Source organism: Cuneatibacter sp. NSJ-177, assembly GCF_022867805.1.
In the GTDB taxonomy this organism is placed as follows: domain Bacteria; phylum Bacillota; class Clostridia; order Lachnospirales; family Lachnospiraceae; genus Pseudolachnospira.
Genome location: NZ_JALIFO010000002.1, coordinates 613,899 through 636,421, shown reverse-complemented (window position 1 = coordinate 636,421; position 22,523 = coordinate 613,899). Strand labels below are relative to the sequence as shown.

The 22,523-nt window shown below is 50.5% G+C and carries 26 protein-coding genes and 1 tRNA gene; 20 read left to right on the top strand and 7 right to left on the bottom strand.

What is annotated here, in order from left to right:
- Window positions 1-104: 104 nt before the first annotated feature.
- From trmB to MUB23_RS07005, 4 genes are all read left to right on the top strand, one after another.
- Complete coding sequence (gene trmB, locus MUB23_RS07020) at window positions 105-749, top strand: tRNA (guanosine(46)-N7)-methyltransferase TrmB (RefSeq protein WP_244799660.1); 645 nt, start codon at window positions 105-107, stop codon at window positions 747-749.
- A 33-nt stretch (window positions 750-782) separates the two neighbouring features.
- The gene (locus MUB23_RS07015) at window positions 783-938 is read left to right on the top strand and encodes a hypothetical protein (RefSeq protein WP_244799659.1); all 156 of its coding nucleotides are present in this window, start codon (window positions 783-785) and stop codon (window positions 936-938) included.
- 11 nt (window positions 939-949) lie between these two features.
- Window positions 950-1,267: a thioredoxin gene (gene trxA / locus MUB23_RS07010; protein WP_244799658.1), complete on the top strand. Its 318-nt coding sequence runs from the start codon at window positions 950-952 to the stop codon at window positions 1,265-1,267.
- A gap of 78 nt (window positions 1,268-1,345) precedes the next feature.
- Window positions 1,346-1,418: transfer RNA gene (locus MUB23_RS07005), tRNA-Lys, on the top strand.
- Between the two features lie 699 nt (window positions 1,419-2,117).
- On the opposite strand, the gene MUB23_RS07000 is transcribed toward MUB23_RS07005, so the two are convergent.
- Window positions 2,118-2,441: a sporulation initiation factor Spo0A C-terminal domain-containing protein gene (locus MUB23_RS07000; RefSeq protein WP_244799657.1), complete on the bottom strand. Its 324-nt coding sequence runs from the start codon at window positions 2,439-2,441 to the stop codon at window positions 2,118-2,120.
- A gap of 122 nt (window positions 2,442-2,563) precedes the next feature.
- On the opposite strand from MUB23_RS07000, the gene MUB23_RS06995 reads away from it, so the two are divergent.
- Window positions 2,564-2,719, top strand: coding sequence for a hypothetical protein (locus MUB23_RS06995; protein ID WP_244799656.1), 156 nt, complete (start codon window positions 2,564-2,566; stop codon window positions 2,717-2,719).
- A gap of 186 nt (window positions 2,720-2,905) precedes the next feature.
- Here MUB23_RS06995 and MUB23_RS06990 read toward each other — a convergent pair whose 3' ends face one another.
- Window positions 2,906-3,811: a hypothetical protein gene (locus tag MUB23_RS06990; RefSeq protein ID WP_244799655.1), complete on the bottom strand. Its 906-nt coding sequence runs from the start codon at window positions 3,809-3,811 to the stop codon at window positions 2,906-2,908.
- A gap of 258 nt (window positions 3,812-4,069) precedes the next feature.
- Between MUB23_RS06990 and MUB23_RS06985 the strand changes: the two genes are divergently transcribed.
- Complete coding sequence (locus tag MUB23_RS06985; RefSeq protein ID WP_244799654.1) at window positions 4,070-4,807, top strand: M48 family metallopeptidase; 738 nt, start codon at window positions 4,070-4,072, stop codon at window positions 4,805-4,807.
- 98 nt (window positions 4,808-4,905) lie between these two features.
- Here the strand turns inward: MUB23_RS06985 and ftsH are convergent, their stop codons facing one another.
- Window positions 4,906-6,762 carry an ATP-dependent zinc metalloprotease FtsH gene (gene ftsH, locus MUB23_RS06980; protein ID WP_244799653.1) on the bottom strand — a complete coding sequence of 619 codons (1,857 nt, stop codon included), beginning with the start codon at window positions 6,760-6,762 and terminating at the stop codon, window positions 4,906-4,908.
- Between the two features lie 208 nt (window positions 6,763-6,970).
- Between ftsH and MUB23_RS06975 the strand changes: the two genes are divergently transcribed.
- Together MUB23_RS06975 and MUB23_RS06970 are read left to right on the top strand one after the other, a co-directional pair.
- On the top strand, window positions 6,971-7,432 hold the full coding sequence (locus MUB23_RS06975) for a MarR family winged helix-turn-helix transcriptional regulator (RefSeq protein ID WP_244799652.1): 462 nt from the start codon (window positions 6,971-6,973) through the stop codon (window positions 7,430-7,432).
- Window positions 7,429-7,692, top strand: coding sequence for a hypothetical protein (locus MUB23_RS06970; RefSeq protein WP_244799651.1), 264 nt, complete (start codon window positions 7,429-7,431; stop codon window positions 7,690-7,692). Before MUB23_RS06975 ends, MUB23_RS06970 begins: the two co-directional genes overlap by 4 nt.
- 88 nt (window positions 7,693-7,780) lie before the next feature.
- Here MUB23_RS06970 and MUB23_RS06965 read toward each other — a convergent pair whose 3' ends face one another.
- Window positions 7,781-8,197, bottom strand: coding sequence for an HIT family protein (locus tag MUB23_RS06965; RefSeq protein WP_244799650.1), 417 nt, complete (start codon window positions 8,195-8,197; stop codon window positions 7,781-7,783).
- Between the two features lie 214 nt (window positions 8,198-8,411).
- Here MUB23_RS06965 and MUB23_RS06960 point away from each other — a divergent pair, with 214 nt between their 5' ends.
- The 6 genes from MUB23_RS06960 (at window position 8,412) to MUB23_RS06935 (ending at window position 13,077) form a co-directional block, all read left to right on the top strand.
- Window positions 8,412-9,488 carry a lysylphosphatidylglycerol synthase transmembrane domain-containing protein gene (locus MUB23_RS06960; protein WP_244799649.1) on the top strand — a complete coding sequence of 359 codons (1,077 nt, stop codon included), beginning with the start codon at window positions 8,412-8,414 and terminating at the stop codon, window positions 9,486-9,488.
- On the top strand, window positions 9,485-10,138 hold the full coding sequence (locus tag MUB23_RS06955; protein ID WP_244799648.1) for a CDP-alcohol phosphatidyltransferase family protein: 654 nt from the start codon (window positions 9,485-9,487) through the stop codon (window positions 10,136-10,138). The genes MUB23_RS06960 and MUB23_RS06955 overlap by 4 nt, the downstream gene beginning before the upstream one ends.
- Window positions 10,108-10,920 (top strand): phosphatidylserine decarboxylase, encoded by an 813-nt coding sequence (locus MUB23_RS06950; RefSeq protein ID WP_244799647.1) that lies wholly within the window; start codon window positions 10,108-10,110, stop codon window positions 10,918-10,920. Before MUB23_RS06955 ends, MUB23_RS06950 begins: the two co-directional genes overlap by 31 nt.
- A 132-nt stretch (window positions 10,921-11,052) precedes the next feature.
- On the top strand, window positions 11,053-11,571 hold the full coding sequence (locus MUB23_RS06945; RefSeq protein WP_244799646.1) for an ECF transporter S component: 519 nt from the start codon (window positions 11,053-11,055) through the stop codon (window positions 11,569-11,571).
- 39 nt (window positions 11,572-11,610) lie between these two features.
- Complete coding sequence (locus tag MUB23_RS06940; protein ID WP_244799645.1) at window positions 11,611-12,444, top strand: pyridoxamine kinase; 834 nt, start codon at window positions 11,611-11,613, stop codon at window positions 12,442-12,444.
- Window positions 12,445-12,474: 30 nt separating this feature from the next.
- Window positions 12,475-13,077 (top strand): TIGR04100 family radical SAM protein, encoded by a 603-nt coding sequence (locus MUB23_RS06935; protein ID WP_244799644.1) that lies wholly within the window; start codon window positions 12,475-12,477, stop codon window positions 13,075-13,077.
- 60 nt (window positions 13,078-13,137) lie between these two features.
- Here the strand turns inward: MUB23_RS06935 and MUB23_RS06930 are convergent, their stop codons facing one another.
- The gene (locus tag MUB23_RS06930; protein WP_244799643.1) at window positions 13,138-13,680 is read right to left on the bottom strand and encodes a hypothetical protein; all 543 of its coding nucleotides are present in this window, start codon (window positions 13,678-13,680) and stop codon (window positions 13,138-13,140) included.
- Complete coding sequence (locus MUB23_RS06925) at window positions 13,681-14,082, bottom strand: hypothetical protein (protein WP_244799642.1); 402 nt, start codon at window positions 14,080-14,082, stop codon at window positions 13,681-13,683. It lies immediately after the preceding gene.
- A gap of 259 nt (window positions 14,083-14,341) precedes the next feature.
- Here MUB23_RS06925 and MUB23_RS06920 point away from each other — a divergent pair, with 259 nt between their 5' ends.
- The 5 genes from MUB23_RS06920 (at window position 14,342) to MUB23_RS06900 (ending at window position 20,341) form a co-directional block, all read left to right on the top strand.
- Window positions 14,342-14,617, top strand: coding sequence for a hypothetical protein (locus MUB23_RS06920; protein ID WP_244799641.1), 276 nt, complete (start codon window positions 14,342-14,344; stop codon window positions 14,615-14,617).
- Window positions 14,614-16,473, top strand: coding sequence for a DNA helicase RecQ (gene recQ, locus MUB23_RS06915; RefSeq protein WP_244799640.1), 1,860 nt, complete (start codon window positions 14,614-14,616; stop codon window positions 16,471-16,473). Before MUB23_RS06920 ends, recQ begins: the two co-directional genes overlap by 4 nt.
- A 210-nt stretch (window positions 16,474-16,683) precedes the next feature.
- Entirely contained in the window at window positions 16,684-17,853 is a 1,170-nt protein-coding gene (locus tag MUB23_RS06910) for an NAD(P)/FAD-dependent oxidoreductase (protein ID WP_244799639.1), read from the top strand.
- Window positions 17,854-17,872: 19 nt separating this feature from the next.
- Window positions 17,873-19,684 carry an aryl-sulfate sulfotransferase gene (locus tag MUB23_RS06905; RefSeq protein ID WP_244799638.1) on the top strand — a complete coding sequence of 604 codons (1,812 nt, stop codon included), beginning with the start codon at window positions 17,873-17,875 and terminating at the stop codon, window positions 19,682-19,684.
- An 18-nt stretch (window positions 19,685-19,702) separates the two neighbouring features.
- On the top strand, window positions 19,703-20,341 hold the full coding sequence (locus MUB23_RS06900) for a Crp/Fnr family transcriptional regulator (RefSeq protein ID WP_244799637.1): 639 nt from the start codon (window positions 19,703-19,705) through the stop codon (window positions 20,339-20,341).
- A gap of 19 nt (window positions 20,342-20,360) precedes the next feature.
- On the opposite strand, the gene MUB23_RS06895 is transcribed toward MUB23_RS06900, so the two are convergent.
- Window positions 20,361-21,977 (bottom strand): gamma-glutamyltransferase family protein, encoded by a 1,617-nt coding sequence (locus MUB23_RS06895; RefSeq protein ID WP_244799636.1) that lies wholly within the window; start codon window positions 21,975-21,977, stop codon window positions 20,361-20,363.
- 104 nt (window positions 21,978-22,081) lie between these two features.
- Here MUB23_RS06895 and MUB23_RS06890 point away from each other — a divergent pair, with 104 nt between their 5' ends.
- Window positions 22,082-22,477, top strand: a complete 396-nt coding sequence (locus MUB23_RS06890; protein ID WP_244799635.1) for a hypothetical protein — start codon at window positions 22,082-22,084, stop codon at window positions 22,475-22,477.
- The last annotated feature ends 46 nt before the right edge of the window (window positions 22,478-22,523 follow it).

The following is a 22,523-nucleotide window of genomic DNA, read 5'->3' as shown; positions in this document are numbered from 1 at the left end:
AATGATTTTCAATCATTTGAAAAAAACAGTGGAAATGCTTGGGGTTTTCAGGTAAAATGAAAGGCATAATACCCTGAGGGGACAGAGGAGGAAATCAGAAAACCATGCGGTTAAAAAATGTTCCGGGCGCCCGCGAAGTCATTGCGGACAGCGAGTTTGTCGTTTTATACCCGGAGCAGCAAAAAGGAAATTGGGCTGCGCTTTTTGGAAACGATGATCCGGTTCATATCGAAATCGGAATGGGGAAAGGCAAATTTTTGACAGGAATGGCCATGGCGCATCCGGATGTTAATTATATTGGAATTGAGAAATACTCCAGCGTGCTGCTGCGCGCGGTTCAGAAGCAGGAGGAGCTGAGGCTTCCAAATCTGCGTCTGATCCGGATGGACGCGGAGGATATCACAGAGGTGTTTGCGCCCGGCGAGGTGGATCGGATCTATTTGAATTTTTCGGATCCATGGCCGAAGGACCGTCATGCCAAGCGCAGGCTGACTTCCGGCACGTTTCTGGCCCGTTATCAAAAAATTTTGACACGGACCGGCCGCTTGGAATTTAAGACGGACAACCGGAGCCTGTTTGAATTTTCTCTGGAATCGGTGGCAGAAAGCGGTTGGCGGCTGATCGCAAGTACCAATGACCTGCATCACAGCGAGCTGAAGGAAGGAAATATCATGACAGAGTATGAGGAACGGTTTTCTGCCATGGGAAATCCGATTTATAAGCTGATTGCCGATCAAGGAACGGAATAGGACGGGACCGCGCTCCATATACTAGAAATGAGAATGGCAGATGTGGGGTGCAATATGGGTGTCCGGAGAAGTTGGCAGGCGAAGTTGGCAAGAATGACCAGCCGGAAAGGGAATCTGGATAAGAGGGCGTTTCTGGTAAAAAAACGGCTGGATGAAGTGAAGGATGCTTTGAATAACCAACGAAAATAGGAGGAAACAAAATGACAAAGGTTTTTACGGACGGCAATTTCGAAGAAGAAGTCTTGAAGTCGGACAAGCCGGTGCTTGTGGATTTTTTCGCCGACTGGTGCGGCCCTTGTAAGATGATGGGCCCGGTGTTGGAGAAGCTTTCGGACCGCTATGAGGGAAAGCTTGTGATCGGCAAGCTGAATGTCGATGAGAATACCGCCACCGCTTCGAAATACCAAGTTCGTTCGATCCCTTATATGGTGCTGTTTCAGAATGGTCAGATCGTGGACTCTGTACTGGGCTTGACCCCGGAAGCGAGCCTGGAAGCGGTCCTGAAAAAAGTTTTATAATTTGTCAAAAAAGTACTTGCATTTCTCGTCGGTATACGCTATAATAAGTCTCGTTCCGTTACCGACGGGAAATGATACGGGCCATTAGCTCAGTTGGTAGAGCACCTGACTCTTAATCAGGGTGTCTGGGGTTCGAGCCCCCAATGGCCCACTCATAACGCCATCTTCGTTTAGCGAAAAGCTTTGCGGGGGTGGCGTTTCCTCGTGTTTGGGATTGTCGAAATGTGTCACGAGTAGTTGTAGCTGGTATTTTTTAACCAGCCGCAATTACTTGATCGTAAGCCAAAGAGTATCCACCTTAGTATTTATAAGCCGACTGAAAGAAAATGGGATCAAGCCGGTAAATATCATAGTGCATCAGCTGATCGGTTGCCGCGATATGTAAAAAATTATTGTCTGCGATCTGCCACCGGCTGGGACTTGACAAAAACGCCAAGGTTGACATATAATAGACTTAACAAGAGAGCCAATAAGCCAGCGCATAACTGGCCGCCCGGTTTTCGAGTTTCCAAAAAATAGCGCCTCTACTTGCTCAGGGTGAGGGCGCTATTTTTTGTTGCGAAAAAATGCTGCAACAGCGAATAACATGATCACGAAAGTGAACAAATCACCATATGTAACCATCGGCCAGGCCCCCTTTCTCTTGCGAGTGACGGCCTGCCATGCGCCCTTATTGGCTCCCAGAATAAATTTACTACAAGGAATAGGAGCTGTCAACCCGAAATGAGACAAGACTCATTCGGCTCTTAATCAGGATATCTGGGGTTCGGGCCCCCAATGGCCCACTCATAACGCCATCTTCGTTTAGCGAAAAGCTTTGCGGGGGCGGCGTTTCTTTAATCCAGCGCGGTTAATCGCAGAGATAGCGGACCAGATAATAGATCAGCTCTCCAGGAGTCGGCTTTTCCGGCAGATGCCGGCCTGCGACCTTTTCCAATTCACGGCGGCTTCCATGCTCCCAGCAATCTTCTACGGCGCGGGCGATCGCTCTGGCGACATTATGAGCGGTGGCGCCGGTTTCCTCTGAGATTTTAGGATAAAGAAAGATGGTCAGGCTGCGTGTGGGGTAACCGTATTGGAGTACGAGATGGACTGCCTTCGAGAGATATTGATAGCCAATATGCGTGGGATGTCCGGCAATCCGGTCAATACAGGAATCAATGGATTGTGGCATAACAACTGTCTCCTTCACTGATATCTGCTAGATAGTTTTTACGAAAGTTGGTAAAAGGCAAAGAAAGAAAAACTTTGGTATATTTTTGATCCTGTAATCCATACTAAAGAAGAGGTGATTGGATGGATAAAGATAAACTGGAACAACAGGCACAGAAGAAATCAAATGAGGAATTTAACAGTATTACCGAGAAAGTAAAGCCAGAAAACCAAAATCAGACCCATAATTCCCGCAGGGAAGGCATGGGGCCGAATACAAAAAGAAAGCCAAACAGCTAAGTATACGGAAAAAATGATATCTTTTGCCCAAAAGAAATGGCAGGGCAGAAGAGGAAAAACAGATAGAAAAATACGCCGCCTCTGCCGGGCCAAGGGTCCGTCAGGGGCGGCGTTTCTAATTTTTGAAATGCTCAAAGGAAACACAGAACTTGAGACGGACCTTGCAACAGCATCGGACGGGATGAATCAGTAACACTTCTTACATGGCTGCCTTCCCTGTGCCTCCGCCTCGTCGATGGGGATCTGTTTTGGATTTTTCATATTGCTGCAGCTGGAATTTCGGTGGTATTTTTTTCCGCTTTTACTAATCCAGACTTTTTCAACTCCAGAGTCCTCTTTCGTCGATTCTTTTCCTTGTACAACGGAGGCCGGAACCGTAGTTTCCGCAGCGGGCTCAGTCTGAGGCGAATCTTCGGACGGATTTTCCGGATCTTTGATTTCAATGGAATCAAGCACGGCCTGAAAATCTTCTGAATAGTCGACGGCGGCGGGCTGAACCGTGCCGAACATAATGTTGCAGATTCCTTCATCCATGGCGATTACCGCGCCGTCCATGAGAAACAACTGTCCCTGAAGCTGGCCGGAGAAAGAAAAACGAAAGATATTCTGTGAATCAATATAGGAGCGGATTAATTGATAATCCGTGTAAGATTGAGCGACGCCGTCCAAGAACGCCTGCTGAACCGTCTCGTTTGTAAAATCTGCTTTGTCGTTGTCTAAATATTGGACCATCATCATTGCTCCGGACGGATAATAAAAGATTAAATCATCGCCGGAACGGGTTTCCGTCCATTTCTCCGGCACTTCAAAGCAGACTTGTCTTACCGCTTTTTTTAGGTTTGAACTGCTGTCAAAATCATGAGATAAAACCGCAGCCGCAGTCGTGGATTCTGCAGCGGTTGTCTCCGGTACGGCAGTAGAAGCAAAGGCAGCAGAGGCCTCAGCGGTGGGCGCAGCGGTGGTTTCTTCCACTGCAGTGACCGTAAGGGCAGAGGTTTCCTCCACACTTATGGTTGTGCTGCTTTCACCCGGAGAGCAGGCGGTTAAGCCCAAGCATACAGCCAATAACAGAATGATTTGTTTTCCCTTCAATTCCCCATCCTCCTAAATCGTATGATATAAAAATTCTACTAAATTCCCAACAAATCGTCAATGATTAACTATATAAAATGGAATTATATTGATAAGAAAGAAATCACGGTTGGATTTTTTGAAATTCTCATACGGGGATGTGGGCTCTCTGCCTTTTTGCCTTTCCCCTCCGCCGGACTTCTTTTGGTTGACTTCACGGGACGATACTGCTATGATAACAGCACTGTTCCATCAGCGTTTTCCCAATAGGGCCGGGGATTGAAAAAGAATACGGCTGAAAACGCCGGATTGGAAAAGAAAGGATTTGTGATGGCGATACAGGTGGAAGAAATCCGTGTGGAGATTCAGCGAAAACGGATTCAGAATTTATACCTTAGGGTAAAGCCGCCCGATGGGGCGGTTTTTGTCTCTGCGCCTCGCTTGGCGCCGGATTCCGAGATTGAGAGTTTTGTCCGTTCCCGACTGGACTGGATCCGCGAGAGAAGAGAAGAGATGAGCGGCAGGCCGGACCCTATGGGCTGGGTATTTGACGGCCGGATCTGGGTCTGGGGAAAACCGTATCTGCTCCAAGTGGAGGAACGGATCAGGAAGCCTTCTGTGCGGATGGCGGAGGAACGCGTGATCTTGTCGCTCCGGCCAGGGAGCACGGAGGAAAAAAAGCTGGCCTGTCTCCGGGAATGGTACCGGCAGATACTAAAGGACAAGGCGAATTTATTGTTTCCGATCTGGGAAAGGAAAATGGGACTCCGGGCGGAGGGATGGCGGATCAGAGAGATGAAAACGCGTTGGGGGACCTGCAATGTCAGGACGGGAAATATCTGGCTGAACCTGCATCTGGCTGAAAAGCCGGAGAAGTGTTTGGAATACGTAATTGTCCATGAACTTTCGCATCTTCAGGTTCCAAACCACGGAAAAGAGTTTTGGGAGCTGGTGGAGCGTTATCTTCCGGATTGGAAGGAAAGACGGGAACTTTTGAATCATACGGAACAGGGGTGACGGCGCGGCCGGTTTACAGCGAGAAACAGGAGATGCGCGGCAGCGTGAAACTGCCGGATCGCATCTCCTGTTTCTATAATCGAAGATAAACGTGATTTTTAATTTGCTTCCACCGGATTTTTCTCCAGAGACAGCGCCGGTCTTTCCAGAATTTCCATAAATTCCTCGCCGGTAATGGTTTCTTTCTCATAAAGCACCTTGGCAAGCCCATGGAGCTTTTGAATATTATCCGTCAGGATTTTGGAGGCCCGTTCCTGCTGGGTGCGGACGACCTCGATTACCTTTTGGTCGATGGCTGCCGCCGTGGTCTCCGAACAGGCAAGAGACGCGTCGCCGCCGAGGTATTGGTTGTTGACGGTTTCCAGCGCTACCATGCCGAATTCGTCTGACATGCCGTAACGGGTGATCATGGCTCTTGCCAGGCGGGTTGCCTGCTCAATATCATTGGAAGCTCCGGTGGTAATGGAGTGAAAAATCAGCTCTTCCGCCACACGGCCGCCGGTTAAAGTGGCGATCTTGTTTTCCATCTCTTCTTTGGTCATCAGGAAATGGTCGCCTTCTTCTACCTGCATCGTATAGCCCAGGGCTCCTGAGGTGCGGGGGATGATGGTGATTTTGTGCACCGGGGCGGACTCAGTCTGTTTAGCCGCCACCAGGGCGTGGCCGATTTCATGATAGGCCACGATCAGTTTTTCTTTGTTAGACAGAACGCGGTTTTTCTTTTGATATCCGGCAATGACGACCTCGACGCTTTCTTCCAGGTCGGCCTGCGTCACGAATTTCCGATTTTCCCGGACCGCGCGCAGGGCGGCTTCATTGACAATGTTGGCGAGCTCTGCGCCGGATGCGCCGGCGGCGGCTCTGGCGATGGCTCCAAAATCGACGCCGTCCCCGATGTGGATTTTCTTGGCATGCACTTTCAGGATCTCTTCTCTGCCTTTCAGATCCGGGAGCTCCACCGGTACGCGGCGGTCAAAGCGGCCGGGACGCAGCAAGGCGGGATCCAGACTGTCCGGCCGGTTGGTGGCAGCCAGGATCATAACACCCTTCCGGCCGTCGAAACCGTCCATCTCGGTCAAAAGCTGGTTTAACGTCTGTTCCCTCTCGTCGTTTCCTCCCAGGTTGCCGTTTCCCCGTTTTTTGCCGATCGTGTCGATCTCGTCGATAAAAACGATACAGGGAGCCTTTTCATTGGCCTGTTGGAACAGGTCGCGGACCTTGGCTGCGCCCATGCCTACAAACATCTCGACAAATTCCGATCCGGAGATCGAGAAGAACGGAACGTTGGCTTCCCCGGCCACTGCTTTGGCGAGAAGGGTTTTACCGGTTCCGGGAGGGCCGACTAAAAGCGCTCCTTTCGGCATGGTGGCGCCGATTTCCGTATACTTGGCTGGGTTATGGAGAAAATCTACGATCTCGGTGAGAATCTCCTTGGCCTCATCCTCCCCGGCGACATCTGCGAATTTGATGCCGGTGGTGGACTGAACATAGACTTTGGCATTGCTCTTTCCAAAGGTCATGGCATTCCCCATGCCTCCGCCCATCTTTTTTGCCATGGATTTCCAGAGCAGCTGTCCCAGAAAGATCATGATCAGGAACGGAAGGATCCAGGTCAAAAGGATACTGAGAAGCGGCGACATCTGCTCGACGATTTCCTGGCCGAACTTGGCGCCCGCCTGATAAAGCCGTTCGGTGAGCTGGGGATCATCCATCTTACCGGTTTTGTAGTAATTGGGCTGGTCCTCATTGTCGGAGAACACGATTTCCGTATCGGTGACTTCCACCTCTTTAATTTTCTTCTCATCAATCATCCGCAAAAAGGTGCCGTAGTCCACTTCGGTCACTTTAGCGGATGTCAGAGTGGGGAATACGAAAATATTTAAGAGCATTAAGATCAGTGTAGCGATCAGAAAATAATAAAGTAAAGGCTTTTTTGTGTTTTTCACTTCCTGCATGGCAGTTCCTCCTCTTACAGGGAAACAATACATCTTTCTGAAATCATTGTCAAGCGTTTAATATAAATATAATATTTACTTTAGAGTATTTATTGACTTTTCTCGCAAATGCTTTATAATGTGTGTTACGCGGTCTTGTCCGCAGGACGCTTCCGGAAAATGGCCGGGAGCAGAAACGACCAATGGTTCGAAAGAAGGAGGCAGGTGCATGAATCCACGGAAAGACGAAGAACTGGCTTCTTTATTTTTTGACGTATTCTCAGATTTCATGCTTACTTTAAAAAAATCGGCGGCATCGGAAGCAGAGTTAAAGATGAACTCACATACATTTTTTGTTTTGTTCACATTGACTCATTCTGAGGGAGTCCCGATTACAATGACGATGCTGGCGGAGGCGCTCCAAATTTCCAAACAGCAGCTGACCAAGCTGGTCAATGATCTGGAGGGGAAAAATTATGTGGAGCGGATTCACGATCAAGTCAACCGCAGATTGGTTTATATTCGGATCACTACGGATGGCCAGCGGCGCATGGATGAATTTGCCAGATCAGCGCTGGAGCCGGTGACTACGGCGCTCCGGCAGTATTCTCCGGAGGAAAAGGAACGTTTGGCCGGCAGCTTTGCAGAGTTGACAGAGTTTTTAAAAAACATTCGAGGAAGAAATTTATGAGGATTTGGGGAAAAATTTGGAAAGAGAACCGGCTGGTTCGGGATTCTGTGATTGAGAATGTTTCGGATCAGACCCGGACTACCAAGATATTTGAGGCGCTCCATGATTTGTGTATGGAGTTTGACTTGAGCGTTCCGATTTGGCTGGACCAGAATGTAAACGAATTCCAGCGCCGGTCAAAAACGCGGTTTTCCCAGGATAATTTTGTGGAGACCATTCCTTTTGACTATTTAGAGCTCCAGGTGATTGAAGAAGATTGATGTTTCCGGGGACAGAAATCATAAAAATCCCGGCTATGTTCCGGAATTTTTATGATTCTGCTTCAAAACGGCCATGGTCTCAGTAGGGTTAAAGCGCGTCTTTGATTTCCTTTGCAAGTTCCGCAAGCTCTTCCGGCGACGCTTTTCCCGGTTCCCAGGAAACGATCGAGAGAGCGCCGTCATAGCGGGGAATCACGTGCATATGGAAATGGAAGACCGTCTGTCCGGCGGAGACTCCGTTGTTCTGGACCAGGTTGAAACCGGTGCAGCCGAGCGCTTTTTTCATGGCGGCGCCGATCTTTGCGCCCAGAGGCAGAACTTTTGCCGCCCAGCCGTCCGGGAGGGCGCAGACATCCGCAAAATGTTCCTTGGGAAGAATCAGAGCGTGGCCCCTGCTGGCCGGACCCAGGTCCAGGATCACACGGAAATTTTCGTCCTCATAGATCGTGGAGGAAGGGATTTCTCCATTGGCTATTTTACAAAAAATGCACGATTCGTCTTTCATGATGTTCCTGCCTTTCTGAATTCCTTTTGGAGCTTCCCTCTAATTTTAACCGCAATAGCCTATTATTTCAAGGAGATTTGTGCTCTATCGATAAAATTTAGGATTTCTTAAAGACAAAATAAGAATTTCATGATATACTAACTGTTCAGTAGGAACCTGATAAATAAGCGGACTTTGGTGAGGTCCGGAATACTCTAGATTGGAAAATTGAATTATGAGTCGTCCCAAAAAAGTTGTGCTGGAGATGTCTGTTCTCGTGGCACTGATGGGGGTTACGTTCTATTTGCTGCTGCGTGACCGGAACATCACAATGGTTTGGGCATCGGTGATGGCCGCAAAAAAGGGTTACATCCTTTTGGCGGTCGCTTCTATGCTGCTGTATATTTTCTGCGGCGGCTGGTGTATCCGGGTGTTGCTGCACGGACTGGGACAATCGATGTCAATCTGGCGGTGCTTCAAGTATTCTTTTGTGGAATTTTACTTCAGTGCCCTGACACCTTCCAGCACAGGCGGGCAGCCGATGCAGCTGGTCTACATGAAGCAAGATGGTTACAGCATCTCTGATTCCTCGGTGATATTATTGGCGGTTACCGCCCTATATAAACTGGCCTTTTTAATGCTTACGCTGATTTTCTTTTTGATCAACTGGCCGATGATGGCGGAAAAGATCTTTGTGATGCGCTATCTGTTTATCTTGGGCCTGGTCTTAAACGTGGCTTTGATTTTCGGGCTTTGCTGTCTGCTGTTTTCGAAGCGGCTGGTCTATTTCCTGAGTACCACTGTTTTAAGGCTCTTGGGGAAGCTGCATCTGGTGAAAGACGCGGAACGCCATGTGTTTTCTTTGGCCCGGAAGAGCGTCCAATACCGGCGCTGCACCAGTTTCATGAAAGCCCATCCCGTGATTGTGCTCCGTACGTTCGGGGTATTGGTGATTCAACGTTTGGCGTTGTTAATCATTCCTTATTTGATCTATCGCTCCTTTGGCTTGCGTGGATATGGAATCACACAGCTTTTGGCGGTGCAGCTGCTTTTGTCGATGTGTGTGGATATGCTGCCCTTGCCCGGAGCGGTCGGGATCAGTGAGAAAGCCTTTTTAGTGTTGTTCGGTCCTATTTTTGGAAACCATCTTCTGACATCGGCTGTTTTGCTTTCCCGCGGAATTTCTTTTTACCTGATGGTGCTGCTGTCCGGAATTGTGATCAGCGGGATTCAACTGTCCACAATGTTCAAAAAGAAGAAAACACAAACACCCCCCAACAATCTTACGAATTCAGGAGGAACGCCAAAATGATTGGCTATTATAACTATTCTGTAATCCTTACTTATGTGGGCCTGGGGTCCGCAGTGCTCGGCATGGTTCAGGCGATGGAAGGGAATCTTCGGATTGCCATTCTCTGTCTGATGGTCTGCGGATTCTGCGATATGTTCGACGGGGCGATTGCCCGGACCTGTAAGCGTTCGGAGGATGCAAAAAACTTTGGAATCCAGATTGATTCTCTCTGTGATCTTGTCTGCTTTGGCGTATTCCCGGCGGTGATCGGCTATGCGGTTGGGATCCGCTCGGCATTCGGCTATTTCTGCATGTTTTTCTATGTTCTGGCTGCGGTGATCCGCCTGGGCTATTTCAACGTTCAGGAGATGAACCGGGTACAGGAGGAGGGCGGTAAGCGAAAGTATTATCTGGGTCTTCCGGTCACCAATGTGTCGCTGCTGATTCCGACCATGCTGCTTTTGGATATCCCGACGAAATTTTCCGTAGTACGATTCTATAATATCGCCTTGCTGGTTTTGGGCCTGGCTTTCCTGAGCAAAATGAAAGTAAAGAAGATTTATATGCACGGCCTTGTTTTGGTCGCTGCTTTTGGAACCGTTGTATTTTTCTTAGTTTACAAATATGGAGATCGAATCGCATGCTTACCTTTCTCTACCACACCCCTGTAGGCCGCTGTTTACTAAAAGCGCTGACAAAACCTGCCCTCTCAAAAACCGTGGGCAGGTTTTTGGATTCTCCGGCTTCCCGTTTCCTGATTCCTGTGTTTATCCGGCAGAACCGGCTGGACCTTTCCGACTATCGAAAAGAGGAGTGGCCCTGTTTTAATTCCTTTTTCGTACGGAACTTGAAGGAGGACATCCGCCCGGTGGATCCGGATAAAAATCACCTGATTGCTCCGTGCGACGGGCTTTTGACTGCGCTTCCCATTGACCGGCAGTCGGTCTTTGCCATCAAGGATTCCTACTATACGGTTTTTGACTTGCTGAAGAGCCGCGGGCTGGCCGAGGCTTTTTCCGGCGGGCAGTGTTTGATTTTCCGGCTGACGCCGTCCCACTACCACCATTATTGCTATCCGGACAACGGGATCAAGAGTGAGAATCGCTTTCTGCCGGGGATTCTCCACACCGTGCAGCCCATCGCCACCGAGGCGTGCCCGGTATACCGGCAGAACAGCCGGGAATATACGGTGCTCCGGACCGAGAATTTTGGGGACATGGTGATGATGGAAGTCGGCGCTATGCTGGTGGGACGGATCTGCAACGATCAGCCGGGAAAAGGGCGGATCTTGCGGGGACAGGAAAAAGGCCGGTTCGAGTTCGGCGGATCGACGATTCTCCTGCTGCTGCAGCGGGATGCCGTAAAGATCAAAGAAGAGATTTTGAACGCGACCGCACGGGGCGAGGAGTACCCGGTCAGGTTGGGAGAGCAGATCGGAACAAAAGGAGCGTAGGGGTTACTGCAACTGGACTGGTTAAAATGTCCAAAACTGGCTGTTTTAAAAAGTGCATTTTTCTATTATGATACAGTTACTTTGAAAAGGACGCGTCGGCTTCAAAGTGAGTTCACTTTGGAGGGTAGAAAAATGAAGACGGATATGACAAAAAAGATCAGCATTGGCGCTCTTGCCATTGCTTTGGTTTGCATCGGCACGATGGTGATTCAGATTCCGATTCCCTTGGGATACGCGCATTTGGGGGATGCGGTGATTTTGCTGGTTGGCGTATTTTTAGGACCGGCGGCCGGCGCGGCGGCGGGAGGAATCGGTTCCGCCCTAGCGGATCTTTTGACCGGCTATGCCCAGTGGGTTCCCACCACTCTGATCACCAAGGCGCTGATGGGTTTGCTGATCGGCTATCTGGCGAGGAAGAAAGGGGAAGTCCGGATGGCGGCGCCCCGCACACTGATTGCTTCTGTGGTAGGTATCGCGGAGATGGTTTTCGGATATTTTATCGGGGGAACCATCCTGGCCGGAAACCTGGCGGCCGGTGCGGCCCAGATTCCGGGGCTTACGGTCAAGGGAATTTTTGCCATCGTCTTATTCTACGCCGTTGGCTTTTTGTTTGAAAAAGCCCATGTCGGCCGGATCATCCGGGAGGCATAGCGCGGATTCGAGAAGGAAATCGGTAAAGGAGGAGAGGAAATGACCTCTCATAACCATCAGAAAAAAATTGCTGTGATCAATGATATATCGGGATTCGGCCGCTGCTCAATAGCAGTGGCCCTTCCGATTATATCCGCCATGAAGATTCAATGCTGCCCGGTTCCCACGTCGATTTTTTCCAACCATACCGGATTTTCCAGCTTTTTCTTTGAGAATTACACGGACCGGATGCAGCCGTACATTGACGAGTGGAAAAAACTGGGCCTTCAGTTCTCCGGCATCTGCACGGGCTTTCTTGGGTCCAAGGAACAGATACAAATCGTAATCCGCTTTTTGCAGGATTTCGGCCGGGACGACAACTGGATTCTCGTGGACCCGGTTATGGGGGATTACGGAAAGCCCTATGCGACTTATACGGCGGAGATGTGTCAGGAGATGAAGAAGCTGGTGGGATATGCCGATATTTTGACGCCGAATCTGACTGAGGCCTGCCTACTGACGGATACGCCTTACCGGCCGGACCGCTGGCGGAAGAAGGATCTGCGGCAGCTAGCGGAAACCCTCTGTGCGGAGGGGCCGGAAAAGATCGTGATCACCGGGATCCCTCAGGGAGAATTCATTGCCAATTACTGTTATGAAAAGGGGGAAAAACCAGCGATCCTTCGGACTCACCGGGTAGGGACCCAGCGCTCTGGCACCGGGGATATCTTTTCCGCCATTGTGGCCGCCGATGCGGTCAATGGGGTGCCGTTCCGGGAGTCGGTGAAAAAGGCCTCGAATTTTATCAAAAAGTGTATTCTGCGCTCCATTGAGATGGATTTGCCGCTGACGGACGGCGTTTGTTTTGAAGAGTTTTTGTGTAAATTAAAATAAAACGGAATCGATACCGGGAAGGGAATGGAAATGACGATTTTATATGAAGTGGGCGAAAGCCTTTATGTGAATCTGACCAATCATTGTCCTTGCGCCTGCACGTTCTGTCTGCGGCAGACCAGGGATCATATGGAAAATTCCGGCTCTCTGTGGCTTGCGCACACACCGGACCTTTCAGAGGTGCTGGCAGAGTTTGCGAAATTTGATATGACCCGTTACCGGGAGATTGTATTCTGCGGGTTTGGAGAGCCGATGGAGGCTCTTTCTGTGCTGCTGGAAGTTGCGAAATACTGTAAAGCCCACTATTCCCAGCCGATCCGTATCAACACCAACGGCCTGGCGGACCTGATTCATAAAAAGCCGGTCGCTCCGCTGCTGGCCGGCCTGATCGACACGGTTTCCATCAGTCTGAATACGCCGAACAAGGACCGATATCATGAGCTGGTGCGGCCGAAATTCGGCGATATTTCCTTCGATGCCATGCTGCAATTTGCAAAGGACTGTACCCGATATGTGCCGACGGTGGTGCTGACGACGGTGGCCACCACCCTGACCGAGGCCGAAGAGGAAGAATGCCGGAAGATCTGCGAGTCCATCGGCGCCGTTTACCGGATCCGCCCTTGGGTGGATTAGGGACAGGGACGCGCCTGCCGGCGGAGCTTTTAAGGTCCGCCGGCAGGCAGGATAAGCCGGTTATGGATTGCCATGGCGGAGAGCCCAATCACCGGCCTCCCCTTCGAGATGATACCATCGCCATTTCTGCCGGATCTCTTCCATGTGCCGCTCCAGCCTCTGCGGATGCCAGCGCAGCATTTCCAGGATATCCTGCCGGTCGCATCTGTGGGCGAAACACAAGGCGGTGATCCGTTCTTCCCGGCTCAGTGTGTCGAGAAAATCCAGAAAAATCACATCTTGTTCCGGAGAGGCCTCTGAGCGGCAAAATACGTCTGTGCCAAGGGCAAGTCCGGCAGCTTCGCCGGTGCGGTCAAAGGGAAACGGCGTCTCTAGATGAAATCGTTGGTTGGCCTTCCGGCGGGCCAGGTCAAACGCTTCAAAAATACATTTCCGTATATACTCTTCTTCCCTGTACAGGTGCGGGGGATAGGTCAGAAAGGCCACGAACAAGGCCGCCCAGGCCAGCGATTCTCTTTCCCCAAAGTCCAGCGGGCCGATATATTCCCGGCAGATATTATGAATCAGTTTTTCATAAACCTCCGGCGCTTCTGGCAGTTTCATTTATACAAATTCCTCCAGTTTCACAATTTTTGAGGCTTGCCGTTTTTTTGCAGAGAGGGGAATCAGGTGTTGTTCCCGTTTTCCAATCCAAAATTTTTCTCCTTTTTCCCATTCCATGATATAATGTGCTGGCAGGCTGATTTTTTTCTCCGCCATTTCCTTGATCAGAAGCTTTGAGTTAAAATATCCATTCTTGTTTATCCGGAGTCCACCTTCTTTTAACCTCATCAGCACGGTGTTGTAATCTCTGGACATGAAAATTTCCAGGGCGGATTCGCCGACTTCCTGGCGGAGACTGCTGTTCAGGCAAAACCGGCCGGCCTCGCTGATCGTGACGGCAAATTCACGGCGCCGCTTGTTGTCGGGCAGGACAAGAAAAAAATCGTCGTATGAAATTTTCATGGGGCTCCCTCCTTTTGACTAATACTGTCGAAAATAGTTCCGCCTTCTATTATAGTTGGAGGACAAAGGAAAGACCAGACTTATCATATCGCTGTTTTTCCAGTATAATAAATAATTGGAGCGTGGGAAAGATCAGCAATAAAAGGCAAGAATTAGGGGACAAACACGGGAAATGAAAATAGAGGCCGCAGGAAGGCGCAAAAACAGATAAAGAATTTGTACCGTGAATCTCATGGAAAAAGAGGAAAGGGGTGTTCCAATGAGATATTATATATCCGATTTGCATTTCTTTCACGAATCGCTGAATAACCAGATGGACAGGCGGGGATTTGGCTCTGGTCAGGAAATGAATGATTTTATGGTGGAGCAGTGGAACCGGCGGATGCGCCGCGGGGACGAGGTGATGGTGCTGGGGGATCTTTCTCTTGGAAGGGGAGCGGAGACCAATGAGATACTGAACCGGCTGAAAGGAAAGATCTACCTGATCGAGGTGGAACAAAAACGGTCTTGGGGGGAAACGGAGGAACAGAAGTGACGAAGGAACAGGTACTAAAGAAATATTTTGGATACGACGCATTCCGGACCGGGCAGGAGGTCCTGATCGACAGTATCCTGGAGGGGAGGGACGCCCTCGGCATCATGCCGACCGGCGCGGGCAAATCGTTGTGCTATCAGGTCCCGGCCCTGATGCTGCCGGGGATTACCCTGGTGATCTCCCCTTTGATCTCTCTGATGAAGGATCAGGTGGGAGCTTTGAACCAGGCGGGGATTTCGGCCGCATTTTTAAACAGCTCCCTGACGCCGGGACAGTATGCAAAAGCGCTACGGCTGGCCGGGGAGGGCAAATATCCCATCATCTATGTGGCTCCGGAGCGGCTTGCCACCGCAGCCTTTCTGGACTTTGCACGGAGTGTAGAAATCTCCATGGTAGCCGTGGACGAAGCCCACTGCGTGTCCCAGTGGGGACAGGATTTCCGGCCCAGTTATTTGAAAATCGTGGATTTTATCGAAAGCCTGCCAAAACGGCCGGTGGTCAGCGCCTTTACGGCCACCGCGACCAAGGAGGTCCGCGACGATATCATGGACATCTTGATGCTGCGGGAACCCACGGTTTTGACGTCCGGTTTTGACCGGCCAAATCTCTTTTTCGGAGTGGAGACGCCGAAAGATAAGTACGCGGCGGTCAAGGCCTACCTTGACGCTCATCCCGGCGCCTCCGGGATCATCTATTGCCTGACGCGCAGGCATGTGGAGGAGGTTTGCAGCCGCCTGCAGGATGACGGAATTCCGGCCACCCGGTATCATGCCGGCCTTCGGGATGAAGAGCGGCGGAAAAATCAGGAGGACTTTATCTTTGACCGCTCGCCGGTCATGGTGGCGACCAATGCTTTTGGCATGGGAATCGATAAGTCCAATGTCCGTTTTGTGCTTCACTACAGCATGCCGAAGGATATGGAGAGCTACTATCAGGAAGCGGGCCGCGCCGGGCGGGACGGAGAACCTGCGGAGTGTATCCTTTTTTACGGCGGCCAGGATGTGATTACGAACCAGCTCTTCATAGAAAATAACCAGGATAACCGGGAACTGGATGCGGTGACGCGGGAGATCATCAAAGAGCGGGACCGGGAGCGGCTGCGGAAGATGACCTTTTATTGTTTCACCAATGAGTGCCTGCGGGATTATATCCTGCGCTATTTCGGAGAATACGGGGCAAATTACTGTGGAAACTGCGGGAATTGCCTGACCCAGTTTGAGACGGTGGATGTGACCGAAACGGCGCGGGCGCTGACCGGCTGCGTGGAGTCCTGCCGCCAGCGGTATGGAACCAATGTGATTTTGGATACGCTGCGGGGGGCCAACACGGCGAAGATCCGGAATTACCGCATGGATGAGAACCCTTATTATGGATGTGAGGCAAAGACACCGGTCTATCAGCTCCGCCAGATTTTAAATTATCTGCTGCTGCAGGAATATCTGACGGTGACAAACGATGAGTACGCGGTGGTGAAGCTGACGGCAAAGTCCAGAGGACTCCTCGACGGGGAAGAAGAACTGGTTATGAAGATGGCCAGGGAGCCGGAGAAGAGCGAGGGCAAAAAGAGCGGCCGCAAGCTGAAAAAAAGCAAGACGGCGGGCATTGTGTTATCCGATGAGGAGCAGGCTCAATTTGAGACGCTGCGGTCGCTTCGGATGGCGATTGCAAAGGAAGAACAGGTGCCTCCGTACGTGGTATTTTCCGATAAAACCCTGACGCATATGTGCCGGATGCAGCCGACGACGAAAGCGGAAATGCTGTCGGTTCCCGGTGTGGGAGAGTTTAAATTCCAAAAGTACGGCGAACGGTTTTTAAAGGAAATCCGCAGTGAGGGAAATAAAGAGGAATTAGAATAAGGGCTACCTGCGGCGAACGGCGTGATTTGTAAAAACCACGCCGTTTTTTTCACCTGATTTAGAGTAATATAATTTTAACGCTCTGTTGGACCTCCAACAAGTTTTGTGAAAAAAAGAGTGTTATCATAATAGTAACTGATCATAGTAGTAATGGGACAGCAGGCGGAATATCCGTAACATAGAATCGAGACAAGAAAAGGAGCATTAAAAATGGGCGGGACATACGATGTCATCATTATCGGCGGAGGGCCCGGCGGCCTGGCGGCGGCAATTTATGCCGGACGCGCGCAGAGGAAGACCCTATTGATTGAAAAAGGCAATTACGGAGGCCGGGTTAACGATACAGTGGAAATCCGGAATTACCCGAGCGTGGTTTCCGAAAGCGGCGCCGGACTGATGGAACGGTTCCGGGAACACGCGCAAAGCTATGCGACCAACGAATTTAAGCGGACCACGGTAATCGGGTTAGAAAAGCTGGAAAATGGGAACTTCCTCGTACATACCAAACGGAGGGGCGATTTTGAGTCGAATTGTGTGATACTGGATATGGGAACCAAGCCCAGGAGCCTGGGGATACCCGGCGAGACCGAGTTTACCGGCCATGGAGTCGCTTATTGCGCGACCTGTGACGCCGAATTTTTTAAAGGAAAGAATATCTATGTATTGGGCGCCGGAGACCAGGCGATTGAAGAAGCCGATTATCTGACGGGATTTGCTTCCAGTGTCACAGTCATTGTATTGCATGAAGAGGGCCATCTGGACTGCAACGAGGTGGCCGCGGAAACAGCCTTCCACAATCCCAAAATAAAATTTATCTGGAACTCCACTTTACAGGAGATCAAAGGAAACGCCAGCGTGGAGAGCCTCGTGATCAAAAATGTTGTGACCAACACGAGCACGGAAGTAAAAGCCGACGGGATCTTTTTCTTTGTAGGAATGGTTCCGCAGACAGATTTTGTCAAGGATCTGGTGGAATGCGACGGCAAAGGCTATATCAAAGTGAATGAGAAGAAAGAAACCAGCGTGCCGGGGATTTACGCGGTTGGCGACTGTACGCAGACGTTCCTGAGGCAGGTGGTTACCTCCGCGTCCGACGGGGCGATTGCGGCGACTGCCAGCGAGCGCTACGTGAAAGAGAAAAAGCAGCTGGATGCGATACTCTCGCCGGACAGCGGAAAGGTTGCTTTTCTTTTCTACAATCCTTATGACAATGCACAGATTGAGGCGGTTACCAAGATGGAACTGAGGCTGAAAGACCAATACCGTGTCATCCGCCAGGATATTACAAGGCAGACGCTTTTATATCAGCAGCTTGGTTTAACCGCGTCGCCTGCCTGCGCTTATTATGAGAATGGGAAACTGACAAACCTGGAAAAGTAAACGAATGGAGGAATGAAACATGGGACAGCCGAGTATTTTCCCTCACGGAGTCACAATTTATGACCCGGAAAAATGCTGGAGTGGATACACAATCGTACCGTTGATCAACGATGGGGTTTTGCTGTTCGATATGAACGGCAATGAAATCCGGCGCTGGAATATGCACGCCATGCCGCCCAAGCTTCTGCCCGGCGGATATGTGATGGGTTTATCCGGTTACCGTCATCCAGATTATGGCATGCAGGACGGCGTCAACTTAATTGAAATTGACTACGATGGAAATATTGTATGGAAATTTGATCAATTTGAGGAGATCAACGATCCGGGCAGGGATCACCGGTGGATGGCCCGCCAGCACCATGATTACCAGCGGGAAGGAAATCCTGTGGGATATTACGTGCCCGGCATGGAGGCAAAGCCCCTTTCGGGAAATACCCTGATTTTGGTGCATCAGACGCTGCACAATCCGAAAGTTTCGGATAAAAAATTGCTGGACGACTGTATGATCGAAGTGGACTGGGAAGGCAATATTCTCTGGAAATGGTCTATCTCCGACCATTTTGACGAAATGGGATTTGATGAGGCGGCGTTAAACGTCCTGGCCCGTGATCCGAATCTGCGCTCCTCCGACGGCGGGATCGGGGATTACCAGCATGTCAACTGCATGAGTTATCTGGGGCCGAACAAGTGGTATGACCAGGGGGACAAACGCTTTAAGCCGGATAACATCATCTTTGACTGCCGCGAATCCAACATTCTGGCAATTCTTGACAAAGAAACCGGGCATATTGTCTGGAAAATCGGACCGGATTTCAACGCGACGCCGGAGTTGAAGAAACTCGGATGGATCATTGGCCAGCACCATTTCCACATGATCCCGAAGGGACTGCCGGGAGAGGGGAACCTGTTGGTTTTCGACAACGGCGGCTGGGCCGGTTACGGCGTGCCCAATCCGGGTTCGAAAAACGGGACCAAAAATGCGCTGCGCGATTACAGCCGCGTACTGGAATTTAATCCCGTTACCCTGGAGGTCGTATGGAAGCTGACGCCGAAGGAACTGGGAAACGCCATCCCCACCGACGCCAGCAAGTTCTATAGCCCTTATGTTTCCAGCGCGCAGCGTCTTCCCAATGGAAATACCCTAGTGACAGAAGGAAGCGACGGACGTATAATAGAGGTGACAAAAGAACATGAAATTGTATGGGAATGGATTTCACCCTACTATACTCATAATGAGACAGGGCCGAGGAACAACATGATTTACCGTGCCTACCGTTATCCATACAGTTATGTTCCCCAAGAGCCTGTGCCTGTGGAGGTCCCAATCCCCAAGATGGAGAATACGACCTTCCGGGTTGCGAACGCAGGCGCGTTCGGCGCGAAGAAAGTGATCGATGTGAAAGGAACGCTTCCTTATTATCAGGATGTCGCTCTGTGCGTCGCCACGGACGATGAGGAAGATGTCAGCAAACGGGAGAAGGTATTCACTGTGGATACCAGCGTGTTTGAGCCGGTTTCCTCCCTGGCGGACTGGAATGATAAGGTGCTGAAGGTAAGAGATAAACCAGTGCTGGTACTCTTCGGCGCGGAGCGGTGCGTACACTGCAAAGCTCTCCACCCGGTCTTAGAAGAAGCTTTAAAGGAGGAATTCAGCGACAATTTCCACGTCCGTTTTGTCAATGTCGATGAGAATAAAGACATTGCGGAGGGCTGCCATGTGGAAGGGATTCCGGTTGTGGCGGTCTACCGGGCCGGGAAAGAGCTGCAGCGCTTCAATGGGGAACGAGCCTACGACGATGTCTGTGATTTCTTGGATCAGGCGCTCGCATAAGTATCAGGAGGGACTCTGTTGAGAACATCGTTTGCCAGCCAATGCCTTCACCATGAAACCTTCGCCAAGTACCTGAGGTTTTCTACGTACAAGACGGCAAGCCTCATTCATCCGATCCATGATCCCATCAAAGAATTTGGGATTGTTGTGGACGGCTGCCTGAAAGCGGAAAAGTATACCTTTAACGGGAATGAGCTGTGCTGCGCTTATTTTGAAAATGACGATGTTTTTCCAGAGTTCCTTTATTTCACCGGAAAAAAAGTATATACGTATGCCCTTGTGGCTGTGAAAAAAACAGAAGTTGCGTGGATCGCAACTTCTGTTTTTGAACGTATGCTGAGGGAAGATCCGGAGATGATGTACTCCTTCCTGCTGTACACAGCGGAAAGGGGGATGAAAAATCAGACGCTGCTCAATTGCCTACATTATCAGACGATCCAGCAGAGAATTTCATTTTGGCTTCTCAGCATGAATAACCTGTCCCAGAATGAATATATTCGTCTGCCTAAGTCCCAGACGATCTGGGCCAATACCCTTCATGTATCCCGTTCTTCCCTGAACCAGGAGCTCCGGCGCATGGAGGAAGCCGGGTACTTTCGGATCGAAGGTCACGTGCTGCACCTGCTGGACCGTCAGTCCCTGGAACAGTTCTTATAAAAACCTCGGCGGCGGCCTGTCAATAGGCCGCCGCAATTCCATCCGTGCGGGGTTCCGAACCGCCTGCCAGAACCCCTTCTTCATTTTTCCAGATAATCTGTCCGCATCCCATGGTTCTTCCATCCGGCACCACCTTGACAATATGGCCCATCCGCATCAGCTGTTCTGTAAGCACAGGCGGGAAATCCCGCTCCACCTCGATGTTTTTTCCGCCGACCCACTGCCAGCGAGGGGCATCCAGGGATTCCTGGGGATTCATGTGAAAGTCGACGAGGTTTGTTACCATCTGCAAATGGCCTTGGGGCTGCATGAAGCCTCCCATCACGCCGAAGGGACCAACGGCCTCGCCGTCCTTTAGGAGAAAGCCCGGAATGATGGTGTGATAAGGTCTTTTTCCGGGGGCGGCACAGTTTTCGCTGGCCGGATCCAAATAAAAATTGGCGCCGCGGTTCTGCATGGCGATGCCCGTCTCCGGAATTACGACGGCGGAACCAAAGCCCATGTAATTCGACTGGATATAAGAAATCATATTGCCCTCCCCGTCCGCGGCGCAGAGATAGACCGTGCCGCCGCAGGCCGGGTCTCCGCAGACCGGATCCACGGCCTCTTCTCCAATCAGGCGGCGGCGTTCTGCCGCGTACTGTCTGGAAAGCAACTGATCCACCGTCACCTTCATATGACGAGGATCGGTGACATAGCGCTGGCCATCCACAAAGGCCAGTTTCATGGATTCGATCTGCCGGTGGATGGTCTCTGCGGTATCGCGGGTGTGGAACTCAAATCCTTCTAGAATATTTAAAGCCATCAGCGCGACCACGCCATGGCCGTTGGGCGGAATCTCAGAGACGGTATACCCCCGGTAGTTGGTTTCAATGGGAGTGACGGCTTCCGCATGATAGGCTGCAAGATCTTCCTTTCGGAGATAGCCGCCGGTTTTTCTCGACCAGGCGTCGATTTTCTCCGCCAGCGCGCCTCGGTAAAAGGATTCGGCCTTGGTCCGCCCGATTTCCGCAAGCGTTTTTCCATGGTCCGGCAAGGTGACGATCTCGCCTGCGCGGTAAGCCCGTCCTTTGGGCGCAAATGTCCGAAACCAATACTCTTGGCTCTCCTCCCGGCAATTTTTCTCAAATTCCCGGTAGGCCCGGCCCCACTGTTCGGAGATCACCGGGGAAAGGGGGTATCCTTCCTCGGCGTAACGGATGGCAGGTTTCATCAGGTCTTCAAACGGCAGCTTTCCATACTGGCCAGACAGGGTGGCCCAGGCAGATGGAATTCCGGGAACGGTAACCGGTATCCAGCCATATTTCGGCATGGCGCCATATTTTTCCCGGATAGCGGAGACGTCCAGCAGCATCGGTGCCGGTCCGCTTCCGTTGAGTCCATATAGCTTCTTCTCTTTTTCAATCCAGATCAAAGCAAAAGCATCGCCGCCAATCCCATTGCAGCTTGGCTCCACCACGGTCAGACAGGCCGCTGCCGCTACAGCGGCGTCGGCCGCGTTCCCTCCCTGCCGTAAAATGGCGAGGCCTGCCTGGGCCGCCAGCGGCTGAGAGGTGCAGACCATGCCGTTTTTTGCATACATGACTCTCCGGCGGGAGGCATAAGAATACTTTAAGGGGTCAAATGGTAATATCATATCGCTCTCTCCTTATCTCACAGACTAGAAATATTTTGAATTGATAAGATTTCATTCTCCCATCCGCCCTTTAAAAATCAAAGAGAAAAGCCGAGGAGGCGGAATTGTCCGTCGAAAGTGAAAAATTCGGGCTTGAATTTGTGCAATTAGCCAATGCTATAAGGCTTATTTTAGAGCAAGATGGCGAAAAAATCAATCTACTATTTCCCTTTTCAGCCTATAAATGTGAAAGAGGGAAAGATAGTCATATCTATCATACTTTATCGGGCGCGAGCATTTATATGGCCCTAACGCCGTTGTCTGTTCTCCTGTTTAGAGATATTTTCTTCTTTTCGGGGCAAACAGGCCTATCGTTTCTGATCATTATAAATTTAACGATGGATAATAAAGAGGAAAAGACTGTTTTATACATTTTTCCGAATAATTTTGATGGTATCTCAGATATTTGTTGTCATATATTGACAAGTAATGTAGTTTTTTGTAAAATGGAACCACTATAGACACAAAACTAAGAAGTCACAAAAGTACATAGAATAGGATATTCTA